Annotated in this window: 21 protein-coding genes and 1 pseudogene; 14 read left to right on the top strand and 8 right to left on the bottom strand. The window is 55.1% G+C overall.

Annotation, left to right across the window (positions count from 1 at the left end):
- Positions 1-42: 42 nt before the first annotated feature.
- Positions 43-474 carry an RrF2 family transcriptional regulator gene (locus tag BLV48_RS04790; RefSeq protein ID WP_091823940.1) on the bottom strand — a complete coding sequence of 144 codons (432 nt, stop codon included), beginning with the start codon at positions 472-474 and terminating at the stop codon, positions 43-45.
- A gap of 386 nt (positions 475-860) precedes the next feature.
- Here BLV48_RS04790 and rnk point away from each other — a divergent pair, with 386 nt between their 5' ends.
- Complete coding sequence (gene rnk / locus BLV48_RS04795) at positions 861-1,247, top strand: nucleoside diphosphate kinase regulator (RefSeq protein ID WP_091823943.1); 387 nt, start codon at positions 861-863, stop codon at positions 1,245-1,247.
- Between the two features lie 96 nt (positions 1,248-1,343).
- On the opposite strand, the gene paaK is transcribed toward rnk, so the two are convergent.
- From paaK to paaF, 6 genes are read right to left on the bottom strand one after another with little or no spacing between them, the layout of a single operon-like run.
- Positions 1,344-2,654 (bottom strand): phenylacetate--CoA ligase PaaK, encoded by a 1,311-nt coding sequence (gene paaK, locus BLV48_RS04800; RefSeq protein WP_091823946.1) that lies wholly within the window; start codon positions 2,652-2,654, stop codon positions 1,344-1,346.
- Positions 2,655-2,713: 59 nt separating this feature from the next.
- On the bottom strand, positions 2,714-3,922 hold the full coding sequence (pcaF, locus tag BLV48_RS04805; protein WP_091823949.1) for a 3-oxoadipyl-CoA thiolase: 1,209 nt from the start codon (positions 3,920-3,922) through the stop codon (positions 2,714-2,716).
- Positions 3,923-3,933: 11 nt separating this feature from the next.
- Positions 3,934-4,389, bottom strand: a complete 456-nt coding sequence (paaI, locus tag BLV48_RS04810; protein ID WP_091823952.1) for a hydroxyphenylacetyl-CoA thioesterase PaaI — start codon at positions 4,387-4,389, stop codon at positions 3,934-3,936.
- A complete protein-coding gene (paaH, locus tag BLV48_RS04815; protein ID WP_091823955.1) occupies positions 4,386-5,891 on the bottom strand; it encodes a 3-hydroxyacyl-CoA dehydrogenase PaaH in 1,506 nt (501 codons plus the stop codon). The genes paaI and paaH overlap by 4 nt, the downstream gene beginning before the upstream one ends.
- A gap of 3 nt (positions 5,892-5,894) precedes the next feature.
- Positions 5,895-6,686: a 2-(1,2-epoxy-1,2-dihydrophenyl)acetyl-CoA isomerase PaaG gene (gene paaG, locus BLV48_RS04820; RefSeq protein WP_091823957.1), complete on the bottom strand. Its 792-nt coding sequence runs from the start codon at positions 6,684-6,686 to the stop codon at positions 5,895-5,897.
- Positions 6,687-6,691: 5 nt separating this feature from the next.
- Entirely contained in the window at positions 6,692-7,474 is a 783-nt protein-coding gene (paaF, locus tag BLV48_RS04825; RefSeq protein ID WP_091823960.1) for a 2,3-dehydroadipyl-CoA hydratase PaaF, read from the bottom strand.
- A gap of 403 nt (positions 7,475-7,877) precedes the next feature.
- Between paaF and paaN the strand changes: the two genes are divergently transcribed.
- The 10 genes and pseudogenes from paaN (at position 7,878) to BLV48_RS04870 (ending at position 14,960) form a co-directional block, all read left to right on the top strand.
- Positions 7,878-9,548: a phenylacetic acid degradation protein PaaN gene (gene paaN / locus BLV48_RS04830; protein ID WP_091823963.1), complete on the top strand. Its 1,671-nt coding sequence runs from the start codon at positions 7,878-7,880 to the stop codon at positions 9,546-9,548.
- Positions 9,549-9,559: 11 nt separating this feature from the next.
- A complete protein-coding gene (locus BLV48_RS04835) occupies positions 9,560-10,345 on the top strand; it encodes an enoyl-CoA hydratase-related protein (protein ID WP_091823966.1) in 786 nt (261 codons plus the stop codon).
- Between the two features lie 147 nt (positions 10,346-10,492).
- Positions 10,493-11,239 carry an SDR family oxidoreductase gene (locus tag BLV48_RS04840; protein WP_091823968.1) on the top strand — a complete coding sequence of 249 codons (747 nt, stop codon included), beginning with the start codon at positions 10,493-10,495 and terminating at the stop codon, positions 11,237-11,239.
- A 44-nt stretch (positions 11,240-11,283) separates the two neighbouring features.
- Complete coding sequence (locus tag BLV48_RS04845) at positions 11,284-11,550, top strand: HAD hydrolase-like protein (protein ID WP_091823970.1); 267 nt, start codon at positions 11,284-11,286, stop codon at positions 11,548-11,550.
- A gap of 245 nt (positions 11,551-11,795) precedes the next feature.
- On the top strand, positions 11,796-12,212 hold the full coding sequence (locus tag BLV48_RS04850) for a hypothetical protein (RefSeq protein WP_091823973.1): 417 nt from the start codon (positions 11,796-11,798) through the stop codon (positions 12,210-12,212).
- Position 12,213: 1 nt separating this feature from the next.
- Positions 12,214-12,534: a hypothetical protein gene (locus tag BLV48_RS04855; protein WP_091823976.1), complete on the top strand. Its 321-nt coding sequence runs from the start codon at positions 12,214-12,216 to the stop codon at positions 12,532-12,534.
- Positions 12,535-12,846: 312 nt separating this feature from the next.
- Positions 12,847-12,957, top strand: a pseudogene (locus BLV48_RS19545) (IS3 family transposase); the annotation flags it as partial.
- Between the two features lie 60 nt (positions 12,958-13,017).
- Positions 13,018-13,200: a hypothetical protein gene (locus tag BLV48_RS19115; protein ID WP_217632949.1), complete on the top strand. Its 183-nt coding sequence runs from the start codon at positions 13,018-13,020 to the stop codon at positions 13,198-13,200.
- Between the two features lie 44 nt (positions 13,201-13,244).
- Entirely contained in the window at positions 13,245-13,910 is a 666-nt protein-coding gene (locus BLV48_RS04865; RefSeq protein WP_091823979.1) for an HAD-IA family hydrolase, read from the top strand.
- Between the two features lie 9 nt (positions 13,911-13,919).
- Entirely contained in the window at positions 13,920-14,960 is a 1,041-nt protein-coding gene (locus BLV48_RS04870) for a S49 family peptidase (RefSeq protein WP_422730690.1), read from the top strand.
- Here the strand turns inward: BLV48_RS04870 and BLV48_RS04875 are convergent.
- The gene (locus BLV48_RS04875) at positions 14,952-15,545 is read right to left on the bottom strand and encodes a Maf family protein (protein WP_091823981.1); all 594 of its coding nucleotides are present in this window, start codon (positions 15,543-15,545) and stop codon (positions 14,952-14,954) included. The two genes, BLV48_RS04870 and BLV48_RS04875, sit on opposite strands and share 9 nt — an antisense overlap.
- Before the next feature lie 120 nt (positions 15,546-15,665).
- Here BLV48_RS04875 and BLV48_RS04880 point away from each other — a divergent pair, with 120 nt between their 5' ends.
- The 3 genes from BLV48_RS04880 to plsX are packed head-to-tail and all read left to right on the top strand — an operon-like array spanning position 15,666 to position 17,433.
- A complete protein-coding gene (locus BLV48_RS04880; RefSeq protein ID WP_091823984.1) occupies positions 15,666-16,190 on the top strand; it encodes a YceD family protein in 525 nt (174 codons plus the stop codon).
- Positions 16,191-16,207: 17 nt separating this feature from the next.
- Positions 16,208-16,387 (top strand): 50S ribosomal protein L32, encoded by a 180-nt coding sequence (rpmF, locus tag BLV48_RS04885; RefSeq protein ID WP_091823987.1) that lies wholly within the window; start codon positions 16,208-16,210, stop codon positions 16,385-16,387.
- A 2-nt stretch (positions 16,388-16,389) separates the two neighbouring features.
- Positions 16,390-17,433: a phosphate acyltransferase PlsX gene (gene plsX / locus BLV48_RS04890; protein WP_091823989.1), complete on the top strand. Its 1,044-nt coding sequence runs from the start codon at positions 16,390-16,392 to the stop codon at positions 17,431-17,433.
- Positions 17,434-17,461: the final 28 nt, after the last annotated feature.

The raw sequence follows: 17,461 nt of genomic DNA on the forward strand, positions 1-17,461 counted from the left end.
ATCCGGAATCTGCAACTGGAGTGGATGTGTACCGCGATGAGGCTAGCTGTTGGTGCGGGTAATCAGGTTGGCCTGCATCGAGTCACTGCGCAGCAGGTCAGCAAGAGTGTACTCTTTGAGGGTATCGAAAAAAGCCTGCTGAGCACGGGCAAGGGCACCTTGGAGAGTGCATTGACCGGCAAGACGGCAGGGCTGGCTGTTGCAGTCCACCAGCGGGGATGTACCTTCGGAATGGGCTACCACTTCACCGATGTTAATCTGCTCGGGGGGGCGGGCAAGGCAAATGCCCCCTTTCTTGCCGCGGAAGGTACTCAAATAGCCCCGTTTACCAAGAGCGTGAACAACCTTGCGCAGGTGCTCGATCGAGATGTCATAGAATGTCGCGATTTCACTCAGGGTCGAGAGACGATCGGTATGGGTTGCGACATAGAACAGGACTCGGAGCGTATAATCGCTGAAACGGCTCAGTTGCATCGTGATACCCGACTTAATATAAGGATTTGATGATACAAGATAACGCTCGGGACCGAAACTTTTCGTTATATGAATCATCAACGTCTGAGGGGGCTTGCGTTCAGGTCGGTAAAACGTTAACAATAGCGGTCAACATACCTAATATTCAGAAGGCGCCTCATGGGGGCGCCTTCTCAGTTTTGAACGTTGTCATGCATCACCCGATCAGTACTCAGAAACCTGCGGCCTGTCTTGTTCAGGCCCCGCCAACCTGCCGCTGAAGCTGATAGACCTGTATCAGCACGGTACAGGTCGTCGGGTGCACTTCGCTTTTCCCACTGATCCCTTTTATTTATCGTTGTACCTCAAGCTAGGTACAACCTGTTGTCACAATGATGGAGTTGAAAATGGCTGAAATGCCCGGAATCAAGGTGTCCGAGAAGGACGTTGACCAACTGGAAGCCATGCTGGAGCGGAAAGAGCACCGGGACAATCCCGCACTGGATGGCTTGCGGACGGAGCTGGATCGTGCTGACGTTGTACCGCTTGAACAGCTGCCGGATGATGTGGTGCGGATGAACTCCACCGTGACCTTCAAGGTGGAAGAAAGTGACAAAACATTCCAGCGTACGCTGTGCTACCCGCATCAGATGGCTGGCCGTGAAGACGGGATCTCAATTGTGGCGCCGATCGGGTCAGCGCTGCTGGGGCTGGAAGTGGGGCAGACCATCGACTGGCGCCTGCCGGATGGCAAACACAGCCACGTGCGTATTATCGAAGTCAGCCATGCATGAGTGCTGATGTGCGCCCTCCTGCAGCAGGCAGGCGTACGACGCAACAAAAAGGCCGGTCATCATGACCGGCCTTTTGCGTAATGGGACAAGCCCGATTCAGCCCTTGTTGCGCAGGTCAGACACGCGCTGTGCCTTACCTTCGGAGCGGGCAATGGTACCCGGCTCACCAATGGTGATGCGAGTGCTGATGCCGATGTAGGACTTGATGTGGTGTGACAGCTCCTTGGTGACGGCATCCTTGTTGGCTGCAGTTGCTGCCGGAGTCAGTTCCACCTTCACTTCAACCATGTCCAGGTTGCCGTTCTTGGTGACAACGATCTCATAGTGAGGCGCCAGTGCTTCCACCTTGAGAATCTGCTCTTCGATCTGGGTCGGGAACACGTTCACCCCACGGATGATCAGCATGTCATCGGAACGACCGGTAATCTTGTCGATGCGACGCATGGAGCGAGCGGTGCCCGGCAGCAGGCGAGTCAGGTCGCGGGTGCGGTAACGTACAACCGGCATCGCTTCCTTGGTCAGTGATGTGAACACCAGTTCACCGTACTCGCCATCCGGCAGGACTTCGCCGGTGTTCGGATCGATGATCTCCGGATAGAAGTGGTCTTCCCAAATGGTAGGGCCGTCTTTGGTTTCGATACACTCCATCGCCACACCCGGTCCCATGACTTCGGACAGGCCGTAGATGTCGACCGCATCGATACCGGCACGCTCTTCGATGCTCTTGCGCATCTCACCGGTCCAGGGCTCGGCGCCGAAGATACCGGTACGCAGACGGATCTTACGAGGATCTACGCCCTGGCGCTCCATCTCATCCAGAATGTTCAGGAAGTAGGACGGAGTCACCATGATCAGATCCGGCTCGAAATCCTGAATCAGCTGAACCTGCTTCTCGGTCTGGCCGCCTGACATCGGGATGACGGTGCAGCCCAGGCGCTCGGCACCGTAATGTGCGCCCAGACCACCGGTAAACAGGCCGTAGCCATAGGCAACGTGAACCTTGTCACCGCGATGTCCGCCAGCAGCGCGGATGGAGCGTGCAACTACGTTGGCCCAGGTGTCGATATCGTTCTGGGAATAACCCACTACGGTCGGCTTGCCGGTCGTACCGGAAGAGGCGTGGATACGCACTACGTCTTCCATCGGAATGGCGAACATGCCGTATGGATAGTTGTCGCGCAGATCCTGCTTGGTGGTGAACGGGAAGTGCTTCAGGTCTTCCAGAGACTTAAGCTCGTGCGGGTGCACACCCTTTTCATCACACTTCTGTTTGAAGTGGGGTACGTTGTTATAGGCGTGCGCCAGGCTCCAGCGCATACGGCGCAGCTGCAGAGAACGCAGTTCGTCGATGCTGGCTGTTTCGATTTCTTCAAGGGAACCGCGCATCATTGGCTGTTGATAGTTCATGCTTATTATTATCCCGTTGCTTGTAGGTTAATAATTATTAGATTCCTGAAGCCGCAGCATCAGACTCGTTCAATAATTGTTGCAATACCCTGGCCGACACCGATGCACATCATGCACAGTGCATAACGGCCACCGGTACGGTGCAGTTCGTACATGGCAGTTGTGATCAAGCGCGCACCACTCATGCCCAGCGGGTGTCCCAGAGATATGGCACCACCATTCGGGTTTACATGGGTCGCATCATCCGGCAGGCCGAGATCGCGGGTGACGGCCAGTGCCTGAGCAGCAAACGCTTCGTTCAGCTCGATGACGTCCATATCTTCAATTTTGAGCCCGGCCTTGGCCAGAACCTTGCGTGCGGCCGGTGCCGGACCGAAGCCCATGATGCGTGGTTCAACACCAGCTGTCGCCATGGCGACAATGCGCGCTTTCGGTGTCAGGCCGTGGGCCTTGGCGGCTTCAGCGGAGGCGATCAGCAGGGCACAGGCACCATCATTGACGCCGGACGCGTTACCCGCCGTTACGGAACCGCCAGCTCTGAACGGTGCTTTTAGCCCCGCCAGGATTTCCATGGTGGTATCGGCACGGGGGTGCTCGTCAGTGTCAACGACCTTGGGGTCACCCTTACGCTGGGGAATGGTGACCGGCACGATCTCCTGGGACAGTTTGCCATTCTGTTGAGCAGTAGCGGTGCGCTGCTGGCTGCGGAAGGCAAAGGCGTCCTGATCCTCACGGCTTACATTGAAGTCGGCCGCAACGTTCTCGGCGGTTTCCGGCATGGAGTCCACGCCGTACTGAGATTTCATCAGCGGGTTGATGAAACGCCAGCCGATAGTGGTGTCATACAGACCATTCGGATTGCGGGTAAAAGCGGATTCGGCCTTACCCATCACAAAAGGTGCGCGGGACATGGATTCAACGCCGCCGGCGATCATCAGTTCACAGTCACCGGACTTGATGGAGCGGGCCGCAAGGCCAACTGCATCCATGCCGGAACCGCACAGACGGTTAACGGTCGTGCCTGGAACGCTCACCGGCAGGCCAGCCAGCAGAGAGGACATGCGTGCTACGTTGCGGTTGTCTTCACCGGCCTGGTTGGCACAACCGTAGATCACGTCATCCACCTGGCTCCAGTCAACATCTGGGTTACGCTGCATCAGCGCCTGCATCGGAATGGCGCCCAGGTCATCGGCGCGCACGCCGGCAAGAGCACCGGCATAACGACCGATCGGCGTGCGGATCGCATCACAGATAAAAGCGTCTTTCATTGGGTTTCTCCTCAGGCCGTGGTCTCGTCTTCCGGGATGACACTACCCTTGATCTGGTAGGACTTGCCGCGGAAGAAAGCCAGCTCTTCATTGTTCTGGTTATAGACAGTGATGTCATACACGCCGGTGCGTCCCTTGCGTTGACGCTCCTGTGCAACCGCGGTGAGACGATCACCGAGGAAGCCGGGAGCGACGTATTCAATGCTGCAGCCGCTGGCAACCGTTACTTTATTGTAGCTGTTGCAGGAGTGGGCAAAAGCCGTGTCTGACAAGGCAAAAATAAAGCCGCCGTGACACATGCCGTGACCGTTCAGCATATCCTTGCGTACGGTCATGCTCAGACGGGCATAACCGGGGCGAGTTTCGTCAATGCTGATCTCAAGTCCCTGAGCGGCATAGTCAGTGGTATGCATTGCTTCGCTGCAGGCAACGGCAAGTTGCTCCGGAGTCATGTTGTCAACGCTCATGCCTTACGCCCTCCTGCAACCTTTCGCAGCAGCAGGGGAGACGGACGATAGCGGTCTTCACCATAGCTGGCGCCAATGTTGCGCAGCACATTCAGAATGCGGCCCAGGCCTACTTCCGTTGCCCAGCTGATTGGCCCGCGCGGATAGTTGACACCACCCTGCATGGCGATATCGACCGCTTCCTCGTTGCATACCTGCTGATTGACGGCGTCGAAGCCTTCGTTGGCCAGCATGGCCAGGGTGCGCATCACGATCATGCCCGGGATATCATCGATCACGCTGACCGCCTTGCCGGCCGCCTGGAACAGGCCGGTGGCCTGGCGTACGGCGTCGGCATCGGCCTGATCAGCCGGAGCCAGCGCAATGCGGGTTGAGGCCGCGTAATCCAGTGCCAGATCAAACTGAATCAGGTTGCGGTAGCCGGTCTCGGCGGCGCGGACGGTGCTGAACTGGCCATTGGTCAGGACCAGTGTGGCATCACCGACGCGGATACGGCCATCGCCTTCGGTGCGAATCACTTCAATACCGGCGGCTTCAAACTGAGCGACCAGCGGCTCGGCAACACCCAGTTCACCCTCGATGGTAACGCTGGCCGGCTTTTCAGCAGCTTCGGCCGTCTGAGGCTGAGGCTTGACCGCGCCTTCCCTATAGTCGTAGAAGCCCTTGCCGCTCTTGCGGCCGAAGTGACCGGCATTGACCAGCTCAAGCTGAATCAGAGAGGGCAGGAAACGCTGGTCGTTGTAGTAGGCGGCGAACACAGAGGAGGTCACCGCATAGTTCACGTCATGGCCGATCAGGTCGGTCAGCTCGAACGGCCCCATACGGAAACCGCCGGCTTCACGAATGACCGCGTCGATGGTGGCGTTATCAGCACCGCCTTCCTGCGAGATACGGAAACCTTCTGCATAGAAGGGGCGCGCTACACGGTTAACGATAAAGCCCGGTGTAGACTTGGCATGAACCGGCTTCTTGCCCCAGCTGGCGGACAGGCTATAAATGGCATCGGCCACGTCCTGGCGTGTATCCAGACCGCTGATCACTTCCACCAGCTTCATGATCGGAGCCGGGTTGAAGAAATGCATGCCCACCAGGTTCTGCGGACGCTTCAGCGTGCTACCTATGGCGGTTACGGAAATGGAGGAGGTGTTGGTGGCCAGTACCGTGCTTTCGGAACAGATCTCTTCCAGCTGTCCGAATACGCTCTGCTTCACGTCAAGCCGCTCGACAATGGCTTCAATCACCAATGCGGCGGGCGCCATCTCTTCAAGCGAGGCGATGGGAGCGATGCGTGCAACCAGCGCTTCAACCGCTTCTGCCGTCATCTTGCCGCGCTCGACCAGCTTCTGCAGCCCCTTGGCAACGCCGTCACGACCGCGAGCGGCTGCGCCTTCAGCGGCATCAAACAGCAATACCGGGTGACCGGCCTGAGCCGCTACCTGAGCGATACCGGCACCCATGGTACCTGCACCAATTACACCAATAACGGAATTAGTATCAAACATGGATCACTTGCCTTTGAAGTCGGGCTGACGTTTTTCCATGAACGCTTTGACGCCTTCACGGTAGTCTTCGGTGCGACCGGCCAAAGTCTGCAGGTCACGTTCAAGATCCAGCTGCTCATCGAAGCTGTTGTCCCAGCTGGACTGAATGGCACGCTTGATCAGAGCCAGACCCTTGGTTGGCTGAGTCGCCAGACGCTTGGCCATGGAGAGTGCTTCATCCTTCAGCTGCTCGTCATCGATCACCTGCCAGATCATGCCCCAGCTCTGAGCCTGTTCGGCACTGATTTTGTCACCCAACATGGACAGGGCCATGGCGCGGGCGTGGCCGACCAGACGCGGCAGGGTCCAGGTGCCGCCGGAGTCCGGCACGAGACCAATCTTGCAAAATGCCTGAATGAAGGAGGCGGAGCGCGCTGCCAGTACGATGTCGCAGGCAAAGGCGATGTTGGCACCCGCGCCGGCGGCAACGCCGTTTACGGCACAGATAACCGGCATTTCGAGGCCCTGCAGGGTCCGGATCAGTGGGTTGTAGTTTTTCTCGATGGACTCGCCCAGATTCGGCCTCTCGGCATTGGGATCCACGTTACGATCGCTCAGGTCCTGGCCGGCGCAGAAACCGCGACCATTACCAGTGATCAGCAGGCAGCGGACACTGCCATCTTTTTTCACCTGCTTCAGCGCATCGCGAACTTCGCCATGCATCTGAGTGTTGAAACTGTTCATCCGATCAGGACGGTTCAGGGTCAGTACTGCAACCCCTTCGGTAATTTCAAATTCGATGGTTTCGTATGCCATGGCGGTTATTTTCCTGTGAAGTTCGGTTTACGTTTTTCCATGAACGCAGCGATGCCTTCATTGCGGTCTTCAGTGGCGGCGAGCAGGGTGAACGCCTTGCGCTCAAGGCTCAGGCCGCTGTCCAAAGTGGTATCGTATGCCTTGAGCAAAACTTCCTTGGCCTGGCGTACGGCAATGGGCGGCTTGGTTGCGATCTTGCGCGCCAGTTCAGTTGCACGCTCCAGTGAACGCTCCGGAATGGTAACTTCGCTGATCAATCCGAAGTCCCGAGCCTGCTGGGCAGAAATGAATTCGCCGGACAGCACCAGCTGCATCGCCATCGATTTGCCGACGGTGCGAATCAGGCGCTGTGTACCCCCGGCGCCGGGAATAATACCAAGATTGATTTCCGGCTGGCCAAACTGGGCATTGTCACCGGCAATCACGATGTCGGCATGCATCACCAGTTCGCAGCCGCCGCCCAGTGCAAAACCGTTTACGGCGGCGATCAGGGGCTTGGGGAATTGGGCAATACGACGCCAGTGCAGAACGCGCGGATCGTTAAGTACGCCCACAGCGTCAAGTGCCGCCATTTCCTTGATGTCAGCCCCGGCGGCAAAGACCTTTTCGTTGCCAGTGATGACAACAGCGCGGACACTGTCATTGTCACTGCACTGCTGGAGTACGTCCGCCAGCTCGCTGAGCAGCTGGGTACGCAGCGCGTTGTAGGCTTCCGGACGGTTGAGGGTGATGGTCAGAACACCATCAACGACCTCAGAAACAAGGATGTCCTGATACTCGTGTTGCATAGAATTACCGTCATCTGTGTTTTGTTATTTTACGCATCCGGTAAAGCGGCTAAGCTTGTGGATGCGTCCGCCGTATTGGCAACAATCATGGGGCCTGCAGCTTGCACATATATAAGTTGTAGTAATCCGGCAAAGCGGCCCGACAGTTGGCGCAAGGTTAACCTAAAATTGAAAAGAGATACAATATTTAGCACCTATATTGTTCTTTTCGTATCACAATCTTTGTTGTATCGTGTTGGATCATAACGACTACTATAGTCACGATCGCGCGCAGATGCTGCTATCACCTGTAGTAATGCTTCTGATCTTTGCGTGCAGCAATGCTGTCAACGTATGCAGAATACATAACCAGAATAAGCCTGCGCCGTAACAGATCCGGCGTTCAGCACAATGGGAGACCCTGATGAGCGACAATCTTTTTGCCAAGCATAAAGCGACTTTGGATGGCGCACTGAAAGCGATTCATAGCCGCGATTACTTCAGCCCCTGGTCTGAAAATCCGAGCCCTCGCGCCTACGGTGAAACCGCTGCTGAAGACGGAGAGGCGGCGTTCAAGGCCCATCTGAACCAGCCGTTCGAGCTGGGTATGCCGGGTATCAGCGGTCGCACTGGTGCCGAAGTGTCCCCTTACGGCATCGAGATGAACATTCAGTACCCGACCGTGGATATGGACAAGCTGCTGCCGGCGATGGAAGAAGCGCGGAAAGCCTGGCGTGACGCCGGTGTTGAAGGGCGTACTGGTATCTGTCTTGAGATTCTGGATCGTCTGAACAAGCGCAGCTTCGAGATCGCCCATGCGGTGATGCATACATCCGGTCAAGGTTTCATGATGGCGTTCCAGGCCGGTGGCCCGCACGCCCAGGACCGCGGCCTTGAGGCCGTTGCCTATGGTTATGAAACCATGGCCAGCGTGCCGACTCAGGCGACCTGGACCAAGCCGCAGGGCAAACATGACCCGCTGGTAATGGAGAAGAAGTTCACTGTCTGTGGCCGTGGTGTTGCGCTGGTGATCGGTTGCTCCACTTTCCCGACCTGGAATACATACCCGGGCCTGTTTGCGTCTCTCGTGACCGGTAACCCGGTAGTGGTCAAGGCTCATCCGGCTGCTGTACTGCCGGCGGCGATCAGCGTTAAGGTTGCGCAGGAAGTGCTGAAAGAGCAGGGACTGCCACCGCATATCGTGTCTCTGTTTGTTGATGCCGATGCTGCCAAGCCGGAAACCATGACCCTGGCTCAGCGTCCGGAAGTGAAGCTGATCGACTTTACCGGCAACACCGCGTTTGGTGACTGGCTGGAACAGAACTGCCCGCAGGCGCAGGTATATACCGAGAAGGCCGGTGCCAACACTATCGTCATCGACTCTACCGATGACTTCAAAGGCATGGTGCGTAACCTGGCGTTCACTCTGAGCCTGTATTCCGGTCAGATGTGTACCACCACTCAGGACATTTTTGTGCCGAAAGACGGTATCGATACCGATCTTGGTCACAAAAGCTTTGATGAAGTGGCGGAAGCGCTTGCAACCGGCGTAACCAAGTTCCTGTCTGATCCTGACCGTGCCGCCATGGTGCTGGGCGCCATTCAGTCCGAAGCCACTGACAAACGTATTGATGACAGCAAGTCATTGGGTACAGTGGTGCGCGACTCCGAGCGTCTGACACATCCGCAATTCGAGAATGCGCGTGTACGCAGCCCGCTGATCATGACTATCGATGCCGCCAAGGAAGATGTCTGGGGGCAGGAGCTGTTTGGTCCGATCAGCTTTATCGTGCGCAGTGACAGCCGTGACCACAGCATTGAGTTGGCACGTGACATCGTGAAGAAGCACGGCGCCATCACCATGGGCTGCTACAGTAGTGATGATGCTCAGCTTGAGAAGATTGAAGAAGCGGCGCTGGATGCCTGTGTGGCACTGAGTGTCAACCTGACCGGCGGCGTATTCGTCAACCAGAGTGCGGCATTCAGTGACTTCCATGCGACTGGTGGCAACCCGGCTGCCAATGCTAGCCTGACAGACTACGCGTTTGTGTCCAACCGCTTCCGCTTCGTGCAGAGCCGTCGTCATCCGAAGTAAAAGGTATGATCATGGAATTTGAAACAGTTCTGGTGGAGGTGCGTGATGGTGTCGGTATCGTCACGCTGAACCGCCCAAAGGCGTTGAACGCGCTGAACCTGCAATTGACCTCTGAGCTGGGGCAAGCGATTGATGCTCTGGAAGCGGATGACAATGTCCGCTGCATCATGCTGACCGGTGGTGAGCAGGTGTTTGCGGCTGGTGCCGATATCAAGGAGATGAAAGAGCACAACTTCGCCTCCCTGTATGCGCTGAACTTTCCCTACGTGAAGCGTGACGGCTGGCGCGCCATTGATGAAGCGCGCAAGCCGGTGATCGCGGCCGTGGCAGGTTTTGCACTCGGCGGTGGCTGCGAGATGGCCATGGCCTGTGACTTCATCATTGCCGCTGAAACCGCCAAGTTTGGCCAGCCCGAGATCGGCATCGGCACCATGCCTGGTGCCGGTGGTACTCAGCGACTGACCAAGGCGGTGGGCAAAGCCAAGGCGATGGAGATGTGTCTCACCGGCCGCATGATGGATGCTGAAGAAGCCGAACGCAGTGGTCTGGTGTCGCGTATCGTTCCGGCGGAAGAGCTGCTCGAAACTGCATTTAAGACGGCGCGCAAGATTGCTTCCAACTCGGCTCCGGCCGTGGCTATGATCAAGCAGGCTGTCAATATGGCTGTGGATGCTCATTTGGCGGATGGACTCCGTCATGAGCGCCATGCCTTCCAGTCCACCTTTGCTTTTGAAGATTGCTCAGAAGGCATGAATGCCTTTGCTGAAAAGCGCAAGCCTGAATTCAAGCATCGTTGATCGGCTGATTTGATCCATCAAAAAACCGCTGTCGCTTGCGTCAGCGGTTTTTTCGTTGAAGAGAGGCTGTGGACGTGTCCTGAGGCATGGGTCAAAATAGGTTTTGTTACTGATATTGAAATGCGTTTAATTTAAATGGGTAAGCGAATGACTTTCAAAGGAAAGCGTGCCTGGGTAACCGGTGCGAGCTCGGGTATTGGTCAAGCGGTAGCGCGTGCTTTGGCGGTCGAGGGTGCTGAGGTGGTGCTCTCGGCCCGCCGCGCTGATCGCCTGCAGTCGCTGGCGCAGGAGCTGAGCCAACAGGGCGCCCTGGTACGTGTAGAACCGGTCGACGTATCCGACCGCGCTGCCATGGAGTCGCTTGGCCTGCGTCTGGCTGAAGGCGGCGGTATCGATATCCTGATCAACAACGCCGGCACCATGCCGATCAGTCCGATCATTAACGGTCGTGTTGATGAGTGGGAACGCATGATCGATGTGAACATCAAGGGCGTACTTTATGCGATCAATGCCGTGTATTCAGGGATGGCGGAACGCAAGCGGGGTCATATTGTCAATGTCAGTTCGATTGCTGCGCGTACGACCTACCCCAGTGCAGGTGTTTATGCCGGCACCAAGCATGCGGTCAGGGCTATTTCCGAGACTCTACGAAAGGAGTCGATCCGCTTTGGTGTGCGTGTAACCGATATACAGCCGGGCTCGGTTGATACCGAGCTGCCAGACAGTATTGGTCATGACAAGATTCGTGGCATCGTCAAAAGCAACATGTACGGTAACGACTCGGCCATGCTTAAGCCCGAGGATATCGCCAACGGTATCATGTATGCACTGTCGCAGCCCGAGCATGTGGATGTGGGTGAGCTGTTGATCTGGCCAACACGGCAGGAAAACTGAGGCATGGAGAGGCACACTGTAGTGTGATTTTTAAGGAGTTTGGCTTGTATAAGCTGCTGATTTTTGACTGGGACGGTACCATAATCGACTCGACCGGACGCATCGTCTCCAGTATTCGTGCTGCGGCACGAAATCTTGAGCTGCCACTGCCGACGGAAGAGGCGTCGCGCGATATCATCGGGCTGGGTTTGCCGGAGGCGCTCAGAATACTGTTTCCGGCCTCGGGTGATGAGGTTATTGAGCCTATGACCCGGCAATATGCCCACTATTATCTGGGTATAGGTCAACCTCAGTTCCCAAGGCTTTTCTGACAGAGCTTAGCTTTGAGCTCTCTTTAGCATACATTTCTTCAGGCGAGCACTCTAAAAGTCTCTACTCAATAAATCCCGATCATTTTCTGAGAGGGAAAGTTAAGCTGTCACCCGATTTGAAAAAGGACACCCCCTACACCCGTAGGATTGCTGCTTAAAGCTTCAACCATAGAATATCCTGCTTAAGATAAAACAGCATCCGTCACAAAAGATCGAAAAATTTTACTTTTAGATGCATTATATTTATGAGAAAAATACTGGAATCAAAGTTAACGATCGTTTCTGGCTGGGGCTCTGGGCTAGCCATAATCTTTTGCTTTTTTAACAACGATATTGAGCTATCTCCAGAAAAAGTAGAATACCTAGACATTGCAATGTCAGCGTCTACTTTGATTTTTATTATATGCATTACAAATGCAATTTTCACAGGAATGGTTCTGGCAGAAGGCGCAAAAAAAAAGGAAAACAAAAGACCATCAAAGCTAAATCCAGGGTTTGTCATCCCATGCTTTGGGCTTCTGCTATTAGGATTATTTTTTATAGGAATCGTCAGAGATAATTATGGCGATACTAAAACAGCTTTCATTATAGGGATAGAGTTGATTTCTATAGGCATATACACACTCTATTTTGGAATCATCAACCTGATAAGAAGGAAATAGAATGAGGGATCTTACCATTAACGAACTTGAACTCGTAGGTGGCGGCGATAGTGCTGGGCGGGCTGCCGCTGCGGGCGTTGCGGGCGCCGTTGGTGCTACTGCAGGAAAAGTGGCTGGCAGCACCGTGGGTGGTTATGTAGGTGGTGCAATTGGGATGCTGGCAGGGCCTGCCGGCGCAGCTATTGACGTCGTTGCAGGGCGTTACGTAGGACAATACCTGGGAGGCGCTGTTGGAGCAGGTTTGGGTGGGTACTATGGTTCCGAAGCCTATGACAGCATGAGTGGTACTAACTACAACGAAGCAGGAACAAACTACAATTAGCAACCCCCGGCTCTAGTGTCGGGCTTTCGAGCTGATATTGCCCGGCCGGCTGCAGTGGGCACACCGTTAAGGTAGTAAACTAACCGGGGTGTTCCATGACAAAACGAGCTGCTCCAATGAAAAAACCGTACGCACCACGCCTAAACGTATAAAGACGAAGCCCTCGCATTGGTCGGGTGGGCGTCGCAGCTGCTGCCAGAGAGCTTGGTACTCAGCGCCAGGGGTTCCGGGCCAGAGGCGCATGTAAGTCAAGGCAATAACGAGCTCGCGACATTCTTTGCCTGTAGTGTAGTACCGAACCTGCAGCTCATCATGCGTCAGAAGGTCTTCGAGTACATTGAACTGGGCTGCAACCGGCAGCGCCGGCACAGTGCAATTGGGTTCATAAGCCCAGAGGTGTTTGAAAACCAGAGAATCGCTTAAATAGGTGTCCACGGTTGCTGGGTAGGATCAACCGATATACAGTCCGGTTCGGTGGACGCCGTGTTGCCGAACAGTATTGGTCATGACAAGATTCGTGGCATCGTCAAAAGCAACATGTACGGTAACGACTCGGCCATGCTTAAGCCCGAGGATATCGCCAACGGTATCATGTATGCACTGTCGCAGCCCGAACATGTGGATGTGGGTGAATTGCTGATCTGGCCAACACGGCAGGAAAACTAAGGCATGGAAAGGCACACTGTAGTGTGATTTTTAAGGAGTCTGGCTTGTATAAGCTGCTGATTTTTGACTGGGACGGTACCATAATCGACTCGACCGGACGCATCGTCTCCAGTATTCGTGCTGCGGCACGAGATCTTGAGCTGCCACTGCCGACGGAAGAGGCATCGCGCGATATCATCGGGCTGGGTTTGCCTGAGGCGCTCAGAATACTGTTTCCGGCCTCGGGTGATGAGGTTATTGAGCCTATGACCCGGCAATATGCCCACTATTATCTGGGTGTGGATGAAACACCGACTGCGCTGTTTCCCGGAGTGCAGCATACGCTTGAAAGCCTTCACCGCAAGGGATATCGGCTAGCGGTTGCAACCGGCAAAAGCCGTCGCGGGCTTGAACACGTGCTTGCCGAAACAGGCTTGGGCTGGTTGTTTGAGTTGTCGCGCTGCGCGGATGAAACCACGTCCAAGCCAGATCCGCACATGCTGCACGAGATTCTTGAGCAGACGGGTGTGGAGCGGCACGAAGCATTGATGATCGGTGATACGGAATACGATCTTGAGATGGGCAGCCGTGCCGGAATCGATACGGTTGCGGTCAGCTATGGTGCTCATCATATTGACCGCCTCAAAGTGCTCAAGCCAGTCAGGGAAGTGCACCACTTCCCTGAATTGGAGCAGTGGCTTGATGGTGAGCGCAACAAACTTATCAGTTGAGGGATTAATGTGAGCGATAATCATTGGGGTGAACCGGAAGAAGTGGGCCGGTCACAGGATGCGGAATCATCAAAAACACCAACGGATGCAAGGGAAGTGGATCGCCCGAGTACACAGCGTGAGTGGCGCCTGATTGAAAAAGTCGTTAACAGTCTGAATGTAGAACATAGGCGTGCGCGCCGCTGGGGTATTTTCTTCAAGCTGCTTACATTTTCATATCTGTTTGCGCTGTTGTGGCTGTTCTGGTCAGGCAGTAACTTCAATGCGGAGGATGTGGTGCCTCAGGCACATACCGCCGTGGTTGAGGTGTCGGGGCCAATCATGGATGGAGAAGAAGCCAGTGCTGATGCCATCATTACCGCGCTGCGTAATGCTTTCAAAGCGGACCGCAGTCATGCCGTGGTGATGCGGATCAACAGCCCCGGTGGCAGTCCGGTGCAGTCCGGATATGTCTATGACGAGATCAAGCGCCTGCGTGAGCTGTATCCACAGAAAAAACTTTACGCGGTAATCACGGATATTGGTGCATCAGGCGCCTATTACATGGCCGCTGCGGCCGATGAGATATATGCCGACAAGGCAAGCCTGGTCGGTTCAATTGGTGTGATCTCATCCAGCTTCGGCTTTGTAGACCTGATTGAGAAGATCGGTGTTGAGCGTCGCACATTGACCGCCGGTGAGAACAAGGCGTTCCTCGATCCTTTCAGTCCTCTCAAAGATGAGGATCGTGAGTTTTGGCAAACAGTACTGGAAACCACACATCAGCAGTTTATCCGCGAGGTGAAGAATGGGCGTGGTGATCGGTTGAAGGGTGGTGATGAATTGTTTTCGGGGTTGATTTGGACGGGAGAGCAAGCGCTTGATCTGGGCTTGATTGACGGACTTGGCAGTACTTCCATGGTGGCACGTGAAGTCGTCGGGGTCGAGAAGTTGGTTGATTATACCGCTCGGCCTCAGCCGCTGGATCGTATTATCGAGCGGCTGGGTATTGGGGTCGCCAAGCAGTTGTCGCTGGAGCTCGGACTGAGTTCTGAGCAAGTGCTACGCTGAAATCTGGAAGAGGTTGATCCCTTCCTGCTCAAGCATTCGGACCAGCTCAATCAATGGCAGTCCAATCAGAGCATTGGGGTCATCCCCTTCGAGGCGCTCAAAGAGTACAATGCCGGCAGCTTCCGACTTGAAGCTGCCGGCACAGTTATAAGGCTGCTCATGCTGCAGATATCCCTCGATCAGTTGATCGCTGAGCGGGCGAAAATGCACATGATAGGGTATGACCGCCAGTTGATGCTGCCCGGTGGCGGTATTCAGCAGGCAAAGGCCGGTTAAAAAGGTCAATGTGCGACCTGATGCATCTTTTAGTTGCTGTCGGGCACGCTCGTGAGTGCCGGGCTTGCCGATGATCTGATCATCCAGTACTGCAACCTGATCGGAGCCGATGATCAGTGCGTCCTTGAAGGTGGGAGCCACCGCCTTGGCTTTTTCCAGTGCCAGGCGAGCGACCAGATCTGCAGGCGCTTCTGTTGGTATTGGGGTTTCATCAATATCGGGGTGCTTGGTGCGGTAGGGCAGGCCAAGCTTGTCGAGTACCTGGCGACGCCAGGGGGAGCTGGACGCTAGAACAAGGTTGGGCAACATGGGATATCCTTACACGGCTGCGAATTAAAACCTGTCGTGTCCATGTTAACCCTAAAATTAATCTCTGAAACCCCTATTTTCTTTGACAGGACGGGGTTCTGACCATAGAATTGCGCGCTTATGTCGTACGGTCCATTACCGAAGAAAGTTGACCCTCGCAAACTGGCAGAGCGGGAAGCCGAATTCAAAGGCACAGCCAATATAGCTGATATGCCTCGATTGGCTTCCTGTCTTGTGGATAGTGAAGGTACCGTTGAGGTCCAGATCCGGTTTGCCAAGGATGAACAGCGCTTGCGGGTTATCAGTGGCGAAGCGCATGGCAAGGTCCGTATGACTTGTCAGCGTTGTCTTGAGCCCGTCAGTGTCGAGATTGATGCATCGCTCAATCTTGCCGTGACACTGACAGACGAGCAGGCACAGAATCTGCCCCGTTGCTATGATCCTTTGATCATGGAGACGGACGAGATTGAACTGCTGCCAATCATCGAGGATGAGTTGATGCTGAGCCTGCCGCTCGTGCCTTTTCACGATGATTGCAGTATTCAGACCTCGTTCGGTGACGCAGAGACGGCCCGGACGCAGGAAGAAAAACCAAACCCTTTCAGTGTATTGGCCCAGCTTAAAGAAAAGGCCGATAAGAGTTAAACCAGGAGCTATATACCATGGCAGTACAGCAGAACAAAAAGTCTCGTTCAAAGCGCGATATGCGTCGCTCACACGATGCACTGAGCGGCCCGACTCTGGCTGTAGACGCAACTACCGGTGAAGTACACCGTCGTCACCACGTCAGCGCTGACGGCTTTTACCGTGGTCGTCAGGTCATCGCCCAGGGCGACGAGTAAGCTTGACGGCTGGATATTGCATCGCGGTTGATGCAATGGGCGGGGACTTCGGTCCCCGCGTTACCGTTCCTGCTGCCATTGATGCCTTGCGGCGTCACCCCTCCCTCCGGATTCTTCTGGTTGGCAGGCAGGAGCAGATAGACCCTCTTTTGTCACACTGCACTTCCATTGAATTAGATCGTCTTGCTGTCGTTCATGCCGATTCTGTTGTTGCCATGGATGAAAAGCCCGCACTTGCGCTGCGTCGTCGCAAGGACTCTTCCATGTACCTTGCTCTACAGGCCGTTGCTGATGGTCGTGCCCATGCCTGTGTCAGTGCCGGAAATACGGGTGCACTGATGGTGCTGGGGCGCGGTATTTTGCAGACCTTGCCAGGGATTGATCGACCGGCCATCACTTCGGCTGTTCCGACCGTGAATGGTCACTGCTATATGTTGGATCTTGGTGCCAATGTGGATTGTACCGCCAGCCACCTGCTGCAGTTTGCCATCATGGGATCTGTTATGGTCAGGGCGGTGGAAAATATCGACCGTCCACGTGTTGGGTTGCTCAATATTGGTGCTGAAGAGATCAAGGGTAATGAGCAGGTGAGGCTGGCCTCGCGCCTGCTGGCAGAGCAAAAGCAACTCAACTACGTTGGCTTTGTTGAAGGTGATGGGGTTTTTTCAGGTCGAGCGGATTTGGTGGTGTGTGACGGTTTTGTTGGCAATATTGCGCTCAAGAGCAGCGAGGGGCTGGCAAGATTGATCAGTCGCAAGCTGCGGCGCAGTTTTGGTCTTAATCTCTATCGTCGTCTGTTGGCATTGTTGGCTCGGCCTGTGTTGCAGGAGTTGCAGGCTCAGCTGGATCCCGGTCGCCGTAATGGTGCAAGCCTGCTTGGGCTGCAGGGGATTGTGGTCAAGAGTCACGGTGGTGCCAATCGCAGCTGTTTTGGCTACGCGCTTGATCAGGCGGTCTCAGAGGCACAAATGAATGTGCCGGAGCGTATCAGTGAGCAGCTTGAGCTCGATCTGCAAAGCCGTGACGGTAGTGTCAAAACGTTCTAATTACGCCCGAATGTTGTACACTTACCCC

It is taken from the genome of Marinobacterium iners DSM 11526, assembly GCF_900107855.1.
Lineage (GTDB): Bacteria > Pseudomonadota > Gammaproteobacteria > Pseudomonadales > Balneatricaceae > Marinobacterium > Marinobacterium iners.